The organism is Nocardia sp. A7 (assembly GCF_046549215.1).
Classification (GTDB): domain Bacteria; phylum Actinomycetota; class Actinomycetes; order Mycobacteriales; family Mycobacteriaceae; genus Nocardia.
Window position 1 is genome coordinate 1 of sequence record NZ_JAJPWE010000008.1, and the last position, 16,607, is coordinate 16,607.

16 protein-coding genes are annotated in these 16,607 nt (G+C 64.0%); 6 read left to right on the forward strand and 10 right to left on the reverse strand.

Annotated elements, in window-relative coordinates:
- A partial coding sequence (locus ACLJPD_RS31035; protein ID WP_410876906.1) for a cysteine hydrolase family protein occupies window positions 1-201 on the forward strand: 201 nt, incomplete at its 5' end.
- Window positions 202-366: 165 nt separating this feature from the next.
- Here the strand turns inward: ACLJPD_RS31035 and ACLJPD_RS31040 are convergent.
- The 6 genes from ACLJPD_RS31040 to ACLJPD_RS31065 form a co-directional block, all read right to left on the reverse strand.
- Window positions 367-1,356, reverse strand: coding sequence for an LLM class flavin-dependent oxidoreductase (locus ACLJPD_RS31040; RefSeq protein ID WP_410877112.1), 990 nt, complete (start codon window positions 1,354-1,356; stop codon window positions 367-369).
- Window positions 1,357-1,609: 253 nt separating this feature from the next.
- The gene (locus tag ACLJPD_RS31045; protein WP_410876908.1) at window positions 1,610-2,392 is read right to left on the reverse strand and encodes a MerR family transcriptional regulator; all 783 of its coding nucleotides are present in this window, start codon (window positions 2,390-2,392) and stop codon (window positions 1,610-1,612) included.
- A gap of 103 nt (window positions 2,393-2,495) precedes the next feature.
- The gene (locus ACLJPD_RS31050; RefSeq protein ID WP_410876910.1) at window positions 2,496-4,013 is read right to left on the reverse strand and encodes a flavin-containing monooxygenase; all 1,518 of its coding nucleotides are present in this window, start codon (window positions 4,011-4,013) and stop codon (window positions 2,496-2,498) included.
- A complete protein-coding gene (locus ACLJPD_RS31055; protein ID WP_410876911.1) occupies window positions 4,010-4,927 on the reverse strand; it encodes a ferritin-like domain-containing protein in 918 nt (305 codons plus the stop codon). The genes ACLJPD_RS31050 and ACLJPD_RS31055 overlap by 4 nt, the downstream gene beginning before the upstream one ends.
- 2 nt (window positions 4,928-4,929) lie before the next feature.
- Window positions 4,930-5,829 (reverse strand): SDR family NAD(P)-dependent oxidoreductase, encoded by a 900-nt coding sequence (locus tag ACLJPD_RS31060; RefSeq protein WP_410876913.1) that lies wholly within the window; start codon window positions 5,827-5,829, stop codon window positions 4,930-4,932.
- Between the two features lie 2 nt (window positions 5,830-5,831).
- Entirely contained in the window at window positions 5,832-6,737 is a 906-nt protein-coding gene (locus tag ACLJPD_RS31065) for an alpha/beta hydrolase (protein ID WP_410876915.1), read from the reverse strand.
- Between the two features lie 196 nt (window positions 6,738-6,933).
- Between ACLJPD_RS31065 and ACLJPD_RS31070 the strand changes: the two genes are divergently transcribed.
- The 3 genes from ACLJPD_RS31070 to ACLJPD_RS31080 all read left to right on the forward strand — a co-directional run bounded on the left by ACLJPD_RS31070 (window position 6,934) and on the right by ACLJPD_RS31080 (window position 10,155).
- On the forward strand, window positions 6,934-7,995 hold the full coding sequence (locus tag ACLJPD_RS31070) for a 2Fe-2S iron-sulfur cluster-binding protein (protein ID WP_410876917.1): 1,062 nt from the start codon (window positions 6,934-6,936) through the stop codon (window positions 7,993-7,995).
- Between the two features lie 624 nt (window positions 7,996-8,619).
- The gene (locus ACLJPD_RS31075) at window positions 8,620-9,261 is read left to right on the forward strand and encodes a hypothetical protein (RefSeq protein WP_410876919.1); all 642 of its coding nucleotides are present in this window, start codon (window positions 8,620-8,622) and stop codon (window positions 9,259-9,261) included.
- A gap of 600 nt (window positions 9,262-9,861) precedes the next feature.
- Entirely contained in the window at window positions 9,862-10,155 is a 294-nt protein-coding gene (locus tag ACLJPD_RS31080) for a hypothetical protein (RefSeq protein WP_410876921.1), read from the forward strand.
- A 252-nt stretch (window positions 10,156-10,407) separates the two neighbouring features.
- Here ACLJPD_RS31080 and ACLJPD_RS31085 read toward each other — a convergent pair whose 3' ends face one another.
- Together ACLJPD_RS31085 and ACLJPD_RS31090 are read right to left on the reverse strand one after the other, a co-directional pair.
- Window positions 10,408-10,638 carry a hypothetical protein gene (locus ACLJPD_RS31085; RefSeq protein ID WP_410876923.1) on the reverse strand — a complete coding sequence of 77 codons (231 nt, stop codon included), beginning with the start codon at window positions 10,636-10,638 and terminating at the stop codon, window positions 10,408-10,410.
- 317 nt (window positions 10,639-10,955) lie between these two features.
- The gene (locus tag ACLJPD_RS31090) at window positions 10,956-12,296 is read right to left on the reverse strand and encodes a hypothetical protein (protein ID WP_410876925.1); all 1,341 of its coding nucleotides are present in this window, start codon (window positions 12,294-12,296) and stop codon (window positions 10,956-10,958) included.
- A gap of 122 nt (window positions 12,297-12,418) precedes the next feature.
- Here ACLJPD_RS31090 and ACLJPD_RS31095 point away from each other — a divergent pair, with 122 nt between their 5' ends.
- Window positions 12,419-12,997, forward strand: coding sequence for a QsdR family transcriptional regulator (locus ACLJPD_RS31095; protein WP_410876927.1), 579 nt, complete (start codon window positions 12,419-12,421; stop codon window positions 12,995-12,997).
- 51 nt (window positions 12,998-13,048) lie between these two features.
- Here the strand turns inward: ACLJPD_RS31095 and ACLJPD_RS31100 are convergent, their stop codons facing one another.
- The gene (locus tag ACLJPD_RS31100) at window positions 13,049-14,359 is read right to left on the reverse strand and encodes an FAD-binding oxidoreductase (protein WP_410876928.1); all 1,311 of its coding nucleotides are present in this window, start codon (window positions 14,357-14,359) and stop codon (window positions 13,049-13,051) included.
- A gap of 111 nt (window positions 14,360-14,470) precedes the next feature.
- Here ACLJPD_RS31100 and ACLJPD_RS31105 point away from each other — a divergent pair, with 111 nt between their 5' ends.
- Window positions 14,471-15,028: a TetR/AcrR family transcriptional regulator gene (locus tag ACLJPD_RS31105; protein WP_410876929.1), complete on the forward strand. Its 558-nt coding sequence runs from the start codon at window positions 14,471-14,473 to the stop codon at window positions 15,026-15,028.
- Window positions 15,029-15,116: 88 nt separating this feature from the next.
- Here ACLJPD_RS31105 and ACLJPD_RS31110 read toward each other — a convergent pair whose 3' ends face one another.
- Window positions 15,117-16,547, reverse strand: coding sequence for a DUF1254 domain-containing protein (locus tag ACLJPD_RS31110; RefSeq protein WP_410876930.1), 1,431 nt, complete (start codon window positions 16,545-16,547; stop codon window positions 15,117-15,119).
- Window positions 16,548-16,607: the final 60 nt, after the last annotated feature.

Sequence of the window (16,607 nt, forward strand, 5' to 3'; positions counted from 1 at the left end):
TTGGTGTTGAAAGGTCTGGGTATCGAGCGGGTATTGGTGGCTGGCCTGCAAACCAACGTGTGTGTGGAAGCCACCGCTCGGGCAGCGCTCGAGCAGAACTTCGAGGTGGCTGTGGCGGCGGATGCGGCATGGGACATGGCATTCACCAATTGGAAGTCAGGGCGTAGCTCCTCGGGGATATGCGAACCCATCAAAGCGTAAAGATCAGCCTCAGCCACAACCCCATCCTCACACGAAGCCCCCAGCGACTGTTCACATCGCGGTGCGGGCGTTCGGTCTGTCCGTCCGAATCAGGTGCTGCGAGGATCCGCACATGGCAGTCGGCGCGGCAAACAACGGCTCGGGAGGGGGACACGACTTGGCGGCTCAGAACCAGCTATCAGCAAGCAGGTTCAGGGAGCGCTGTCGCACTGCGGGGTCGTAGACGTAGGTGACGGTGATGAGCTCGTCCGCGCCGGTGCGCTCTACGAACTCTTCCAGCTCCCGAACGACCGTCTGCGGCGCGCCGACTGCCTTGATACGGAGCATCGCGTGATCACGACCGCCCTGGGCAGCGAGCTGGTCGGGGTCGACGGGCGGCTGGAGCTTGCGTCGCCGGCCGCTCTTGATATCGAGGAACATCTGCTCCAGTGTGGTGAACTCTCGCTCGGCTTCCTCGTTCGTCGGTGCCACCATGACGTTGATGCCGGCCATCAGGTACGGCTCGGCGATCTGCGCGGTGGGGGCGGAACTGGAAAACGTGTCCCGGTAGACCTCGGCGGCTTCGTCCAGCTGATCGGGCGCGAAGTGCGAGGCGAGGGCGAACGGCAAACCGAGCTGGCCGGCGATGGATGCTCCGTTGACCGTGGACCCCAGGACCCAGATGGGGACCTCGGTTCCGGCGGACACAGCTGAGACGATCGGGGCGGTCCGGGCTGTTCCGTCTGCGCTGAACCAGCCCTGCAGATCGAAGATGTTCTCCGCAAAAGCCTGCGGTTCGCCGGACGACCGGCTCAGGGCGCGAGCGGTCATCATGTCCGTACCCGGGGCACGGCCGAGACCCAGATCGATTCGGTCGCCGTACATATTGGCGAGGGTCCCGTACTGCTCGGCAACCATCAGCGGCGCATGGTTGGGGAGCATCACACCGCCGGATCCCACGCGGATCCGTTCGGTTACCGAGGCGGCCTGAGCGATCAGCAGCGACGTAGCGCTGGCGGCGAGGGCGGCAGTGTTGTGATGCTCGGCGAACCAGAACCGATGGTAACCGAGCCGGTCCGCTTCCCGAGCGGCCTCCATCGAAGCGGTGATCCCGTCGCGGGCCGTTGAGCCTTCGGGGATGGAGACCAGATCAAGAATGCTCAGTGGGACGGACAAGGTCGAGGCTTCCTCACGTTGACGACGGTAGATGTTGTCCGTGTCAACTATCTGCACCTGGGTGTCTATTCCTCGTTCATCCGGATCACGTCCAACTGGCCCGGTACGCCGCTGCAGTTCCGCAAGCGGCTCGGCATCCTCGATCGTGCCGACTATCGACGTCTGATGCCGCGCGGCGCGGGTCATCCGGAAGCGGCGAAAGCTTCCTCGACGAACTGAGTCGAGCACGTGCCGGGCAGGCTCGATCAGTCGTTCAGGACTCGACGCGCTGGGACTGCCTGGCCTGCGCCGCAGCGTCCAGATATCTACCGAGCTCATCAGCCAGGACACGCTCGAACGCCCGATCCAAGCTGTCGTGGACAGCCTGGGTGCCGAGTTCGCGCCAATGATTGAGCGTCTGGGTCAGTGCGGCGATTTCGCTGTCGGATTCGGGGAGCCAGCCGACGCCGTGCTCGCCGATGATGATGTCTCGGGCGGTACCGATCATCGTGCTCGCGATTTCCTCGAGGCGCGCCGAGATCCGTGCGTGCATATCGATCTGTGTCGACGTCGCGATGCCGTATTTGTTCAGCTGGACGAACACGTCGATTAAGTTGGTTTGGAGCACTTCGATGGTGCCGGGCTCCGCACCCGGCTGCACCACCCCCAACTCGATCAACCGGTCGAACTCGGCGCCGGGAAGAGGCCCGCTCTCGGGATCGCCGACCATGGCCTCGAAGGTCTCGCGCGACATCGTCAGCTCTTCGTCGCGATGGCCCCATGCTGCCGTCACGGCGCTCTGCAGGCCGAGGACTTCGGTGATGTCTTTGCCGGTCTCCCAGCTGGTGATGAAGTCGGCGATATGGGCAATGGTGAAACCACGCGCGAGCATGCGGTCGATGAGGTGCAGACGACCGAGGTGGGTGTCGTCGTAGATATTGGCCCTGCCCTCGCGCCTGATCGGGGCGGGCAGCAGACCTCGCTCGTGGTAGAGGCGTACGTTGCGGCTGGTCGTGCCCGCTGCGCGGGAAAGCTCGTCGATGCGGTACTCGCTCACGTCATCACCTCGGTCGCACTGTCCTTTCCCCACGTCGCACCGATACGCCTGTGCCTCCGGGCACGTGACGGAACCGGAGGCACAAGCGATATGTCGACATACCCTAGCCGAACGCGGGCATCCGGTTGATATCGCCGATCTCGGTGACCACCCGCGCGGTAACGACGTAGTCGTCGAGGTCGAGTTCGTCGAGTTGACGCACGAACTGCGTGCCGAAGCCGGGATACATTGTCGCGTTGAATCCGTCTTCGGTGAGGTACCAGCTGCTGCAGCCGGAGTTCCAGGTCGTCGACGCCAAGCGGCGCTGCATCTCGACGTTGTACGCGTCTTGCCGCTGCTTGTCGACCTCGAGCGTGCGCAGGTCGCGGCGCAGCAGCAGGCCGATCGCCTCGGCGATGTACTCGATCTGGGCTTCCATGTACACCAGCGCCGAATTGTGCCCCGGCCCGGAGTTGGGACCGAAGGTGAAGAACAGGTTCGGGTAACCCGCGACCGCCACGCTCTTGAACGCGTAGGAGCCGCGGCTCCATTCGTCGTCGAGCGTGCGGCCGCCGCGACCGGTGATCGGGATCGGCGCCCCGGATTTGGACACCTCGAATCCGGTCGCGAACACGATGCAGTCGGCACGATGCACAACGCCCTCGGCGGTGAGGATGCCCTCGGGAACGATCTTGACGATCGGCCAGTTGTTGAGCTGGCAATTGTCCGCCTGCAATGCCGGGTAGTAGTCGCTGCTCATCAACAGCCGTTTGCAGCCGGCCCGGAAGTCCGGGGTGAGCTGGCGACGCAGCCACGGGTCACGCACCTGCGCTCGCAGGTGCAATTTGGCGACCCGCTCGACTACGCGGGTCAGCGGGCTCTCCCAGACGACACCGAGCGCGACGGTCTCATGTCCCCAGAACCACGCGCCACGCGCCAGCGACTGAGTGACCGGAAAGCGCTGGTACAGCTTCTTCGCCAGGCCGCTGGTTTCCCGGTTGACCCGAGGTAGGACCCAGCCGGGAGTGCGCTGATGGACCTTCACCGATGCGGCGGTCTTCACCATCTCCGGCACGATCTGCACGGCGCTGGCACCGGTGCCGACAACGGAAACCTTCTTGCCTGCGTAGTCGTAATCGTGGTCCCAGCGGGCACTGTGGACCTTCTTGCCCGCGAAGTCGTCTATGCCGGGGATGGCGGGGAAACTCGCGTTGGACAACGGCCCGGAAGCGACAATGACCGTGCGCGCCCGCAATTGCTTGTCACGGCCCTCGATGGTGATCGACCACAGGCCTTCGGCCTCGTCGAACTCCAGGCCGGTGACATTCTGACCGAACCGGATGAACGGGCGGATGCCGTAAGAATCGACCATGTTCTCGATGTAGTCGAGAATCTCACCGCTGCCCGAATAGGTCTTGGACCAGTCCGGGTTCGGCGCGAAGCTGTAGGAGTACAACCGCGACGGAATGTCACACGCGGCGCCGGGATAGGTGTTGTCGCGCCAGGTGCCGCCGACGCGGGTGTCACGCTCCAGAATCGCGAAGTCGCTCACACCACGTTGACGCAACCGCAACGCGATACCGATGCCGGCGAAGCCCGCGCCGATAACCGCCACGTCCAGTGGCTTGACCACGGTGCTCATGCCGCGGGCTCGTAGGTGAGAGCCTTGGACCAGCTCGGGTTGCGCAGGAAGCGTTCGGGGATGTGAGCGGTCACCTTGACCAGCGAGTCGGCGAGCAGGTGGTATTTGTGACCACGGTCGATGACCCAGCGGCCGTGCATGCGCACCAATCGATACATCGGCACGCGGTTCACGATCGGTGCCCGCTCGGCCACCGCGGCGAAGCGCTCCATCGCCGCGTACAGCCGATCCTCGGACACACCCATCTCGACGATGTTGTCGCGCATCTTGTTCAGCAGCGGAACGTAGCTCAAAGTACCGATGATCAGCGACGGCTTGGCCCACCCACCGATGAAGTCGATGACGAGCTTGCGCGTTGTCGCGTGTCCGAGCAACTCCATCACTGCGTAATCGGTGGCAAGGTGCCGAGATTCGTCGGCGTTGATCTTCTTGAAGACCTGCTGGGCGACCGGGTCCTTGACCTCGTCGGTGATGAACTTGATCAACGCGCCGTCGAGGGCGACCTCGAGCATCGGAATGACGGTACCGAGAAAAGACAACGACATGTCGTCGGCGTACTTGTCCAGAAAGTCGATGACCAGCTTCACATTGATGTTCGGCTCGGGCAGCTCGTCCCCGTCGAGCATCCCCCACCGGCGCATCAACGCGAATTCGGCGTTCGCGTGCCGCTGCTCCTCGGCGTGGAAATACCGATAGATCTCGGCGAGCGTCTCGGTGGGTGCCTTCTTCGCCATCGCGGCGAAACCACGCGCACCGACGTTCTCGATCCACATCAGATCGGCGAGGAACGGCTTGAGCTTGGCATGCAGCTCCGGGTCGATCATCTCGGCACCGGGGGCATCCCAGTCGAAATCGGCGAGCGCCCATTGGCGGCCCTTGATCTTTGCCAGCATGTCATCGAAGTCGAACGCCATCGTCAGACACCCTTCTTTTCGAAATCGTCGGTTGTCTCGGTCGTGTCTTCCTGGGGAAGAAAGCGATTCAGCAGTCCGAGCACGTTGGTGTAAGTCGCGGGGAAAGTCCGCTTGAGCTGCCAGATGAGCCGGGCATCCAGCTGGGGCAGCACGTAGAGGCGGTTGCGGTCGAGCGCGTCGAGGGTGCCGGCGGCAACCCGCTCGGGTGCGAAACCGGTCAACCGCATCAGTTTGTCTGCCAGGCTCGATGAGCCCGAGGTGATCCGGCCGTCGCTGACAACGTTGGTCTTGACGAAGGTCGGGCACAGTACTGTCACCGCGACCCCGGTACCGGCGAATTCGGCGGACATGGTCTCCGACAACGACAGCACACCTGCTTTGGAGGTGTTGTACACCGCCATCGCGGGTGCCGAGGTGAAGCCGGCCGCCGAAGCGACGTTGATGATGCCGCCACGGCCAGCCGCGCGAAGCTTGGGCGCGAAGATCTCGCACCCGTGCACCACACCCCACAGATTGATGCCGAGCGCCCATTCCCAGTCGCCGAACCCGATCTCACCGACCCGCTTGCCGCCGATACCGACACCAGCGTTGTTCACGACGACCGTCGGCGCACCGCCGAAGACCTCGTCGGCGAAGTCTGCGAGGCGCGCCACATCGGCGCGCTCGGAGACGTCGCAGAACATCGCGTGCGCGGGTCGGCCATAACGCGCCTGGATCAGACGCACGGTCTCATCAGCACGATCTTTGTCGATATCGGCGCAGACGACTTCGCCGCCGCGCGCCGCCAACTCCATCGCGAAGGCGCGACCGATGCCGCTGCCCGCTCCCGTGACCACGGCCTTGGCGTCATAGCTGCGCTGCTGCCTGCCGAGAGCCTTCTGCAACGTTTCCAGCACATTCATACTCAACTCGCTTCCGCCGCAGGGCAATCCGCGGTCGAGAACGCATCGGCGACAAAGTCCGCAACATGTCGCAGCGCCGATGCGGCTTCGGGAACCATCAAAGGGAGGGCTTGAAAGACGTGAATGCGACCCGGCCACAATTCCAGCCGACACGGTGTCGCGGCCGCCGCGGCCATCTCGGCGAGGTGGCGGGCGTCGTCGCTGAGCATCTCCTCGGCCGAGGCTTGGATGAACAGCGGCGGCAGTACCGCATTCGGCGGAATCGACAGCGTCAATCGCGGCGATTGCGCCGGTTCGGGCTCGGTGTAGAGCCCGATCAACTTGCGCCCGGTCACGGCCGCCGCCATCGGGTCGGGCCGGTGGCGATCGAGCCGTTCGGCCATGGTGAGCGACAGATCCATCAGCGGCGAGAACATGAACGCGCCGACCGGTTGCGCCGTCCCCGAACGATGGTTCTGCAAGAGCAGGTCGAGGGTGAGATGACAACCCGCGGAATCACCGCCGACGACGATGTCACCGGCCTGGTGCCCCTGATCGAGCAGCCACTGATAGCCGGCGGCGACATCGTCGGCCGCGGCCGGGAAACGGTGCTCTGGCGCGAGCCGATAGTCCAGGACGAATACGGGCAGTCCCGTCACCTTCGACAGCCGAGACGCCAGGCCGCGATGTGTTCGCGCCGAGCAGACCACGTAGCCGCTGCCGTGGATGTAGTACATCACCCGAGGTCCACTGGCCACACCGGCCGCCCGAATCATCTCGCCTCGCGTAGCGCCCGACCGAACCTGGGTGACTCGCGTTCCGGGTAGGACGGGGCCGCCGACGGCCATGATTGCCGCGATCAGGGCGCGGCCGACTCCGATTCCCACCCTGTTGCTGGGCAGCACGTTGTTTACCTGACGAATGCTCATTACCGACCCAGCCGCCGCGACCCGAGTTCTGACAGACGCGTCACGCGGTACCGGGCGGGTCAAAGTCGCCGTTGACTCTGTTCTCACCATGGACTTAGCATCAGTGACGAATGCGCCCTTTGTCAATGGCTCATTATCAAGTGACACTTAGCTGGATAGTTGCCGATGGTGAATATCGGCAAGTCAGGAGCTACAAATGACCCGAACAGCGAACCAGGCCCGGCCGAAAGCCCCGAGCCCGGTAGTCCAGCTGACTGTTCACCAAGTGGTCCGCGAGACGGCCGACGCGGTAACCCTGGTCCTGAACGCGCCGACGGCGAACACGGTGCGCTACCGCGCAGGCCAGTTCCTGACTCTGCGCGTTCCGAGTGCGGACGGCCCGCTCGCTCGCTGCTACTCGCTGTCGAGTTCGCCCGTGGCAGACAATCTGCCCGCTGTCACGATCAAACGAGTACGTGACGGCCGTGCGTCGAACTGGATCTGCGACAACGTCACCGCCGGAATGGTCCTCGACACGCTGCCGCCCGCGGGCAACTTCGTGCCCCGTGACTGGGACGCACCCTTCGTCCTGCTCGCAGCAGGCAGCGGAATCACTCCTGTTATGTCGATTCTGCGCACGGCCCTTGTCGCACACCGGAATCCGATCACCCTGGTGTACGCCAACGCAGACCGCGAATCGGTCATCTTCGACCGCGACCTCGCGGAGTTGGCCCGGCGCCATGGCGACCGACTCACCGTCGTGCACCTGCTCGAAACCGAGCACGGACTACCCGACGCCACACTGATCGCCTCAGCCATCGCGAACCCGGCGGGCGCCCACGTCTACATCTGCGGGCCAGGCCCCTTCATGACCGTGGCCCGAGCAGCGGCCTCGAGCAAGGGCATCGACGAGGCGCAGATCCACCATGAGGTCTTCGTCTCGCTCGAGTCCGACGCGTTCGAGGCTCGCCCGGCGGAATCGGCCCCGAGCGCCGACGGTGACCAGGTCACCGCCACCGTCGAACTCGACGGCGAAGAGCACACCATCGACTGGCCCAAGAGCACCGTCCTGCTCGACGTGTTGCTCGACAAAGGTCTCGATGCCCCCTACGTATGTCGCGAAGGTACCTGCGGAGGTTGCGCATACACCCTGCTCTCCGGCGAGGTCGAGATGCTCGACAACCAGACACTCGACGACTACGACCTCGCACGTGGCAGCCGGTTGGCGTGCCAATCGCTACCGCGTAGCGAGCACCTCGCCATCGCATTCGACATCTGACCATCACCCCGATGTCGGGCACAGAGATCGCGGGTGAACCAGACAGCGAAATCACTACAACACAAGTGCGGCAGCCGACGCAGGTGTACAGCGCAGCAAGGACCGTGTTGGCGCAGCGGTGGAGCAGTCGGGTTGGGCATATTTTTGGGTTCACTCCCCCTGCTCCTTACTAATTCGATCCACCTTGGCCAGATCGAGCAATTTGCAAGACGGTCCGCAACGCATAGACGCGGAATGAAACATCTTGCCCTACAGATGTTTCTGCGAAGCATTGCGAGAGATATGCTTGATAGTTACCTCACAGCGATCTAGATTAAATATCACTCCAGCACTGTTCTGCGTCATATCTGTCTGGATTCCGTGCACAGGTCCCCCTTAGCGCACAGATTTGCAGTACAGGTGCCGGTTTCAAAGGTTTGGCGTTCAAGCGCATTCGCACACCTGTGGCGTGTCCCATGTTCGACATTGGCCTGCACAAACATGCTTCCCTGGTGGCAGCTGTACCACTTTCGGCCGGGCGCGGCCGACGGGATTCCAGGCTGGCGGCGTGAAAGTTGACGCCGATGCCGTCGCGTCCGCCCTCCGATACACAACGCGCCCTCGCACATCAAGTTGACCCCAGCCTTGCCTGCAGACGACCCGACAGATCCGCTCGAACGCGACTTCTACGGTTGGGACTCGCACCGATCGTTGGAGGAGAACTGGCGATCCAACCGCGGCTACTATGCTCTCGGGGCACGAGCCGATCGCGAACAGTATGTTCTCTTCTCCTACAACAAGACTGGCAGAATCGTGATGGCTGCTCGGATCGACGGCATCGTTGATGCGGTAGGGAGGCCGGGGCGTCGGACCATTGTGGGCGAACTGCTCGACATGGATCATCCCGTCTGGCAGACCTACGTCGGCGAACTCGCGCCCCCTAAGTCACGCAGCGCTCGTAATCCGATCACTTACGATGACGATACGACTCCAGGATTCGGCAGACCCTGTCGCTGCGGCTGCGGCACGGAGGTACACGGCGCCCTATTCGTCTCCGGACACGACCAAGTTGCACTTCATCAGCGCGTCGCGATGATCGGCACGATTCCCGAGTTTCTGGACTGGTTCGACGCCACTATTGCCGGAAGCACGGCGTCCGACCAGACACAGACGACAGTGCTCCGCAAGGACGGGCAGCTCGTTCTCACAGTGCGAACGGACGGCGGCCTCGACCTCACCTTCGCTCCAAGCACACCCGCCCAGCCGAAAGCAAAGGGACAGTTGTGATTCCGAGGGAACGGCGTGCTTGTCACGCCGACTGCAGTGCGCTCCGGCAGGGTGTAGTTGGCCGCGAGATCGACTACACATAGCCCACCGATGAAAGCGAAAACCCCCTACCCAGCGGGGTAAGGGGTTTTCGGGGCCTAGTAACGACAGATCCTGTCTGCCGCTGTACAGAAACCAGCGTAGCACCAATCAGCCGATCGGAGTCTTCACCGCCATGCCGCACCGGATCATGCCTCATCTGAGTTCTGCCCGGCTGATGCTCTACCGTGCTGAATGCCAGAGCACCAGCGACCATCGCGCCGGGGCTCTCTACGCATGGCAGTTGGAGCTTCATGCAGCATGGTATGAGGTATTAGGCCTGGTAGAGATGCTACTGCGCCAATCTCTGGACAACGCGCTTGCCAACTGGAACTACGGCACGCAGTTGCCGGGAGGCGGTACCAGAGACTGGCTGACGTCAGCAGCCAAACCTCTCGACTCACTCGCCGCGAAGATGTCCCGGGACGCTCAGATCGCAGCGAAGAAGGCCGCCGACAAACGACCGCGCAGTCACCCTCGCTATAACGCCCCACTGGCCGGTCCGCCCGTGAGAATCTGTGGTTGTACGGACTCATCGATACCTTCCCGAATCGCGGCCAGGTCTGGCCCGTCGGCGCGCGCGGAGACACGGCGGGCCGCAAGGTATGCCTCGGCTACCACGTCGGAAGCACCGTCGGTCGCCTCAAAGACCTTCGTAACCGCGTGAGCCACCACGAACAGACACTCGCAGCCAATCACGCGGGCCGCCACGAAGACGCCCTGTCGCTGGCGCGCGCGATAGACCCGCACGCTGCGGCGGCCATTACCGAACTCAGTGCTGTCCCCCGCATCCTGGCGCGACGACCCCGGTTCTGAAGCGACTGCTCTAAATTCGGTGCCCACTGCCGGAGATCTCGTCGCGCAGGGTTCGGTGCAGGCTCGGCAATGCACAGGGGCGAAACATATTGCCGCAGGACTGAATACCGCTCAGAACCAGCACGACGACCGGTAGGTGAACGCTCTATGCGCGCTCGAGTTGACGAGGTACGGCCGGACGATCCGCTGGTCGCTGTGCTCTACCGACGACCTGAAGTGCGATACGGGCCAGCTCGAGTTGGCGCTGGTCCATCAGGCAGCCGCGCGCAGCTGCGGGAACTGCTGCTCCCACAATGCCCGGACCTGTCGCGCCGGACGCATTTGCGCCCAAATGGCGGCGAACAGCCGCCCACTGATCAGCTCACGCAGATGATGGCCGGTGCCCTCCTCCAGGACGATCTTGTACACAGCAGTGCGGTCGTACGAGTCATCCAGGTCGAATTCGGTGCGACCACCCCATGCCAGCTCCGTCGGCAGCCGCAACAACCCATGCTCGGGCCCACGTAGGTCCGCCAACGAGTCAACGACCTCATACGGCCTGACCCGGCGAAACTGACCGGCGCACTCGTGATCGTCGGCGGCAACCTCTCGAAATTCGCGCCGTCGGCCGATCTCTACCGAAGGCCCTTGCCGAGGTCGGCCGCGAACCCAACCGATCGCAGTGAACGCCCCGGCTACGTCGCCGAACAGTATCGAACTGCTCGGCACGAAAGTCGCGCCACTGATCCGATGACCCGTGAACAACAGAACAGCACCCGGCCTCACGGTCGAGTGCTGTTCTGCTGCGGCAGGTCTTGCGGCTACTTCGTCGGTGCGCAGCCCTTGGCTTCGAATTCCGCCTTGGACGAGTACTTTCCGTCGGGCAGGTAGGCGTTCATCACGGCCTTCTCATCGCCGGGGGTCTTGGTGTCCTGGACGGCGTGACCGAAACCCTTGGTCGGCAACATGTTCCGCAGGATCAGGTAGGCGTCTTCGGGGTGGCCCGCGCCGTCACCGGTGCTCGGCAGCGGCACCCACGCGACTCCACACGCTTCGGTGGCATTGGCCGGTCGGTCCTCGGGCAGGCTCGCGACAACGGTGTAGCGGCGGGCCGCGTCGAGGGGCACCTCCTCGTCGAACACGCATCCGGTGGCCCGGGTCGTGGCGATGGATTCATTGCTGCACAACGACCAGTAGCGCATATCGACATCACCATCGGCGCTGGACACACTGTCGAGCGTGTGTGGTGTGCGTGGCATCGTGCCGGTCAGCGTCAGCACCTCACCGAAACCTCGGCTGACGTAGGCGTTGACATAATTGTTGTCGATATTGGAGTACTGCCCGCCGGTCCTTGCCGGGGTTCCCTCACACTTGCCGAGATAGCTACAGCCGAGCCCGAATTGAGTGTTGTAGTAGGTGCGCCACACCGGCTGCTCGGCCGCAGGGAAGGTGGCAGGCTTGCCTGGTGCGTCTCGCAGCGCCAGGTACTTACCCATCGGCAGGACATCCACCTTCGGAGTGGTCGTCGCGGCGCCGACTGCCTCGCACAGCTTTTCGCCGGTGACCACCTCACCATTGGCCAGGCGCAACTCCGGTCGCGGCAGGCCGACCCCGCCGGTGATGTCGCGCCCGTTGTCGGGCAGGTACAGGCGGTAGACAAGGGTGGTCCGTTCCTGGCCGGGAACCCCTGCGTAGAGGGTGTTCGGTGCCGCGGCTGCGCCGGGCGCCTCGTTGCGGACGGTCGCCGTGTAGGAGCGGTTGTCTTCGCCAGTTCTGTCGGCACCGGGCAGGTAGGGGTTCGTTGACCCGGCATCGGGCGCGGTCGACACATCGTTGAGCGCGGCCGTCGGGGTGTTGTCAGTGATGTTGTAGGAGTTGAGCGACTGGTAGCGGGCGTGGGCGTACTCACCCTTCACCGTCAGCGCGGCACCCGCGGGAATCGCGAACTGCGCGGCCCAGTACAACGCACCGGAATCGGGGAACGCGTAGTTGAGTTCCTGGTTGGTCGTCGAGAACGTCGGACCGAACCAGAAACAGCTCGATGTGTCGTGCTGTTGGGCAGAGTCGACATCTCCCGGACCCAACGAGTTTGTGCAGGCTGCCGCTATCGGCGCCAGCACGGTCAGCGCCGCGACGGCGGCGAACTTGGTGAGGGTAGACATCGAACTCCTTGTGACGCGGATTACAGCGACTTCGGAGCAAACATAAGACCGGATGGGACGTCTGTCAAGAATGTCCCAAAAAAAGCTAAGACGGTGAATGTCCCGGCTGTTACAGTTTCCTCGTGAGTCCTGTACCGCCCGCAGAGGAACTACCTTCCTTTCGTCGCCCGACCGCCGACGATGCGCGGACCGTCGCGGTATGGCTGTTCCAGCAGGGCGAGCGAGTGGATATGAACACCGTCGCCGCACGTCTGGATATCGGCCGCTCCACCCTGTACCGATGGGTGGGCGACCGCGAAAAGCTCATCGACCACGCAATTCTCGCGTCGATCGGCGATATCTGGCAGCGCGCCCGACACGACGCGCAAGGCAGCGGAATCGATCAGGCACTCGATGCCGCCGCGCGATTCATGTACGGCTGCATCGACTACGAGCCACTCACCGCGTTCGCCCGACGTGAGCCGAACCTCGCGCTCCGCGTGCTCCTGGACCCCGACGGCCTGGTCAACTCGGCACTGCAAGCCAACCTGTCCCGCGCAACAGCCTCTGCCGCACCACATCTCAAGATCCCACCGGAAACCTTCGGCGTCCTGGCGATGACCTCGACCGCACTGGTCTGGGCGAATGTCGCCGCAGGCCGCGAGCCCGACATCGCGGCGACCATCGGCATCATGCGAACGGTGCTGTCCGCACACCAGTGAACCCGCGAGAGCTGAGCGCGTGGGACAGATGACCAGTAGGCCTCCAGGTGTTCAGCCCAGGACTGGAAAGTTGCTGCGCACGACGCCGTGGGGATCGCGGTGGCGTTTGATGTCGCGCAGTCGCGTGAGTGCTTGCGGTTCGAAAGCGGCAGCGGCGCTTTCGGCCGGATTGAGGAACCCGAACGGCTTTCGTCCGCTCACCTGCGTACCGAGCGCGTCGACAAGGCTCTGCTGTTTGTCGATGATCGCCGCGGTGATCTCCGGTGTGAGCGGTAGCCCGAACAGATACATCAGGTAGGGCTCGGCGATCGGGCCGTGTGGGCTGTCGGACGGTCGAGCCATCGCGCCGCCGAGGTGGCGGAGCTGTAGTGAGAGCAGCGGTGAAATCGGTTCGGAGAGCAGTGTTTTGACGGTGAGATCGTCGAGGCCGATGAGAAGTTCGGCACGGGATCGACCGGGCCCCGGATCGGTGGGATCGCCCGAGATCGAGCCGAGTTCGGCGGTCGGCAGCACCGCGCGACTGTCCGAGAGCGGTCCGCGGATTTCGTCGAAGGGCCGCAGCAGCTCTCGCGCCTGGGCGGCCCTGCCCAGGTAGGTTGCCTCCACCGAGACCATCGGTTCGGAACCGGGAAAGTGCACCAGGTCGAGCCAGACCGACAACTCCTCCGGCGCCTCGGCGGTGACGTCACGGAAGGCTCGCAATACCTCCGGCGCGCGGTCGCCGGGCCAGAACACCTTGCCGCCGTAGAGGTCCGGTCCCGGATGTAGATCGAATTCGATGGCGGTGACCACCGCGAAGTCCCCGCCGCCGCCGCGCAGCGCCCAGAACAGGTCAGCGTCGGACTCGGCTGTCGCGCGCACTCGCTCACCGTCGGGGGTGACGACATCGAAGGCGGTCACACTGTCGGCGGCCCAGCCGTAGCGCCGGGCGAACCAGCTGAGTCCGCCACCGAGGGTATAGCCGGTAACGCTCACCACCGGCGAGCTGCCCGCGAGTCCGACCAGCCCGTACGGTCCGGCCTCGGTCAGCACTGTGCCCCAGGTGACACCCGCACCCGCGCGTGCGGTCCTGGCAAAGGAGTCGATGTGCAGGTCGGTGAGCAAGCTGGTGCGCAGCAGGATCACGCCCTCGGTGTCACCGCTGGCTCCATGGCCGCTCGGCTGGACCGAGACGGTCAACCCGTTGGCACGTGCGTATCGGACCACGGCTGCGACGTCGTCGGCATCGGCGGCTTCGACCACAGCGCGCACCGGTTGTTCGACGGCTCGATTCCACGGCAATCGTGCCCGGTCGAAGCCTTCGTCGGTGGTGAGCAGCACCCGGCCACGGACGGCCGTGCGCAGGTTGGAGAGGTTCGTCATGGTGGAGCACCCTTCGATATAGAACGTAACGTAACGTTCTATTTTGAGTATTGGGCTGGGTCACACGATTGTCAAGAACGAAACGTAACGTTTTGGGGGTACGATCCAGCTATGACCGAAGCCCGCGGTGCCCGATCCAGGACACGCATCTTGCAATCCGCGCTGGAACTGTGCGCAGAGCGCGGCTACGGCGCCGTCACCATGGAAGCGATCGCCACCCACGCCAAAGTCGGCAAGCCGACGCTGTACCGGTGGTGGCCCTCCAAGGCATCACTGATCTTGGATGCTTTGCTCGAAGATTCCGGTGACGTCTTCGCCGTCCCCGACACCGGTGATATCCGCGCGGATCTGCGAACGATGGTCGTGCGGGTCTGCGAGCTGGTCAGCGATCCCCGACGTAAGCCCGTACTGTCGGGTGTGATCGGCGGGGCGCAGACGGATCCGCCGACCGCCGAAGCAGTTCGTGGCATCCACAACCACATGCGGCCGAAGAATCAGCAGCGCATCGTCGCCGCCCAGCGCGCCGGCCAGTTGCCGTCGATGAACCCCGAAGTCATGGAAGACCTGCTGATTTCAGCGATGTGGTACCGCTTGCTGATCAGCGGCGCGGCGATCGGCCCCGACTTCGCGGACGACGTGGTCGAAGCAGTCCTCGGCCCGGCAAGGTGATCAGCGCTCAGCGTTTCCTGATCGCCGGGATCTCGTGAGTGCCGTCGAAGGTGAGCGCGACGCGTCCATCTCAGAACCTGAGCGGAGGTCAGGTCGTCACCGCGACGATGTCACCAAGTTTCCAGCTGCGATCGAAGTACGGCTCCAACGGCCCGTAGAACCGGAAGTAGGAGAACCAGTGCTTGCCGGGGATCGTCTGGATCCAATTGGCCGTTCCGCTCGTCGGCGGAGTGGGGCCGAAGAACACATCGACCGAACCGTCGTCGTTCACAACCAGGTCGGGGTCGCGGGAGCCTCGATCGCCGCGCTGCTGCTCGTTGTCGATGAGGCAGCGAGTCCAGGTGTCGTACACGGTGACCGACCAGAACAGTTTCGCCGGCGGGTCAGCGGGAATGTGCAGCGTGTAGGACTTGCCGCCGTCGAGCCAGTCCCCCTCTGCATCGGTGTACGCGCCGAGATAGGCCTGGCCCACCCCCGGTGTCTGGCTCTTCATCGCCTCGGAGAAACTGACCGCCTCGTAGAACCACGCGGCACGTTCGAGTAACTGGTCGTAGTAGGGCCCACGCTGATCGGAATGATCGAGCTGCACAACCAGATCCCACTGCCGGTCGGGCCAGTACTTCGCGCCGGGGAAACGCTTGGCGAACGTATTCGCCTGCGCCATCAGCTCTCCGGCGGCGGTGGCGTCGGCCAGAATCGCGGCCATCCGCTCATCGGGCTCGAACGCCGTGCCCTTCTCGATCCCCAACTGCTTCAACATGGCCAGGTAGAAGCGGTCGCGTTCGTCGACGATCTCGCGTTGATAGATGTCGTGCAGGCGAACCCAATAGTCGAGGCCACGCGGCTGGTCCCCGGACCATGGGTGCCCCTGCGGCGAAACCAGTCGGGTCTGCGGGGCGGTGCCGTGGAGCGGTTGGATACGCACTTGCTCGACCAGGCCGCGCGCCCTGTCCGGGTCGGGATCCAAGGTCCGGAAGCCGAACATGATGTTGCAGCCTGTCGCGTGATGCACGAAGTAGTCGCCGTCGAGTTCGGGATCGTCGTGGCCGGGCGGAACGATCAGATGCTTGCCGCCCCGGCCTTGATCGGGACCCATCTCACCGAGAATGCCGAACTCCCGCTGCCAGAAGTCCGAGAATCCCCCGGCGGTATGGCCCGGCGGGACGTCGATCACCAACGGACCGGTGCTTCCGAGGTCGATGAAGTTCAGGATGTACGGGGTGGTGCCGTTCGCGGTGATCAACCCGAGGCGGTCGCGATAGGACACGTAGTGCACCAGGTCGAAGTCCCCGGCGCCGAACACCTCTCGATGCTGGGTCTGCCACTGCGCATAGGACACCAGCGGCAAAGCCCACAGGTAGACCTGGCAGGCCAGCTGATAGTCCAGTTCGTCGAAGATCAGCGGCAGATCGGCACGTGCCGGTAGCTCACCGTCCATACCTACCCGCGCCAAACGACCCGGCAACGACGGATTCGCCATGCTCGCCTCCCGTGTGACGGTCCCCGATCGCTGTTCCATCGCTCAAAGCTACGGCGGACGCGAGCGCGCTGGCTCACCCGTTTCAGGTGAAGACCAGCA

Coding starts and splice junctions, on each gene's coding strand:
- ACLJPD_RS31065 (WP_410876915.1), bottom strand. CDS start 6,737: ATGAGCATTCGTCAGGTAAACAACGTGCTGCCCAGCAACAGGGTGGGA.
- ACLJPD_RS31060 (WP_410876913.1), bottom strand. CDS start 5,829: ATGAATGTGCTGGAAACGTTGCAGAAGGCTCTCGGCAGGCAGCAGCGC.
- ACLJPD_RS31090 (WP_410876925.1), bottom strand. CDS start 12,296: ATGTCTACCCTCACCAAGTTCGCCGCCGTCGCGGCGCTGACCGTGCTG.
- ACLJPD_RS31055 (WP_410876911.1), bottom strand. CDS start 4,927: ATGGCGTTCGACTTCGATGACATGCTGGCAAAGATCAAGGGCCGCCAA.
- ACLJPD_RS31050 (WP_410876910.1), bottom strand. CDS start 4,013: ATGAGCACCGTGGTCAAGCCACTGGACGTGGCGGTTATCGGCGCGGGC.
- ACLJPD_RS31105 (WP_410876929.1), top strand. CDS start 14,471: ATGACCGAAGCCCGCGGTGCCCGATCCAGGACACGCATCTTGCAATCC.
- ACLJPD_RS31100 (WP_410876928.1), bottom strand. CDS start 14,359: ATGACGAACCTCTCCAACCTGCGCACGGCCGTCCGTGGCCGGGTGCTG.
- ACLJPD_RS31110 (WP_410876930.1), bottom strand. CDS start 16,547: ATGGAACAGCGATCGGGGACCGTCACACGGGAGGCGAGCATGGCGAAT.
- ACLJPD_RS31070 (WP_410876917.1), top strand. CDS start 6,934: ATGACCCGAACAGCGAACCAGGCCCGGCCGAAAGCCCCGAGCCCGGTA.